A 249-nucleotide genomic window follows, 5' to 3' on the forward strand; every position below is an offset into this window, starting at 1 on the left:
GTTCTATCTGGTTCGTCATCAAAAATCAGTTCGCATGGTTGATCGGTTACGAGCCAATCCGCTAAATCTTCTTTTACTTTTTGCATAGTGCTAACGTTTGACGATTTAATAATAACTGGAACTTCTATGGTTCTTACATCAACGTTAGTTTGTAATAAATACCCTCCTGGTTTAGAAGGTACCTTTAAAATATCTCTCTCAACAGGAGACCATGCCGGACGGCTAAATCCCATTAGAATAAAGATGTAG

Annotated in this window: 1 protein-coding gene; it reads right to left on the reverse strand. The window is 37.8% G+C overall.

The window, feature by feature from the left end:
- A partial coding sequence (locus SB754_RS21975; RefSeq protein WP_410784421.1) for a distal tail protein Dit occupies positions 1 to 249 on the reverse strand: 249 nt, incomplete at both ends.

This window comes from Leifsonia sp. SIMBA_070, assembly GCF_046534635.1.
Classification (GTDB): domain Bacteria; phylum Actinomycetota; class Actinomycetes; order Actinomycetales; family Microbacteriaceae; genus Leifsonia.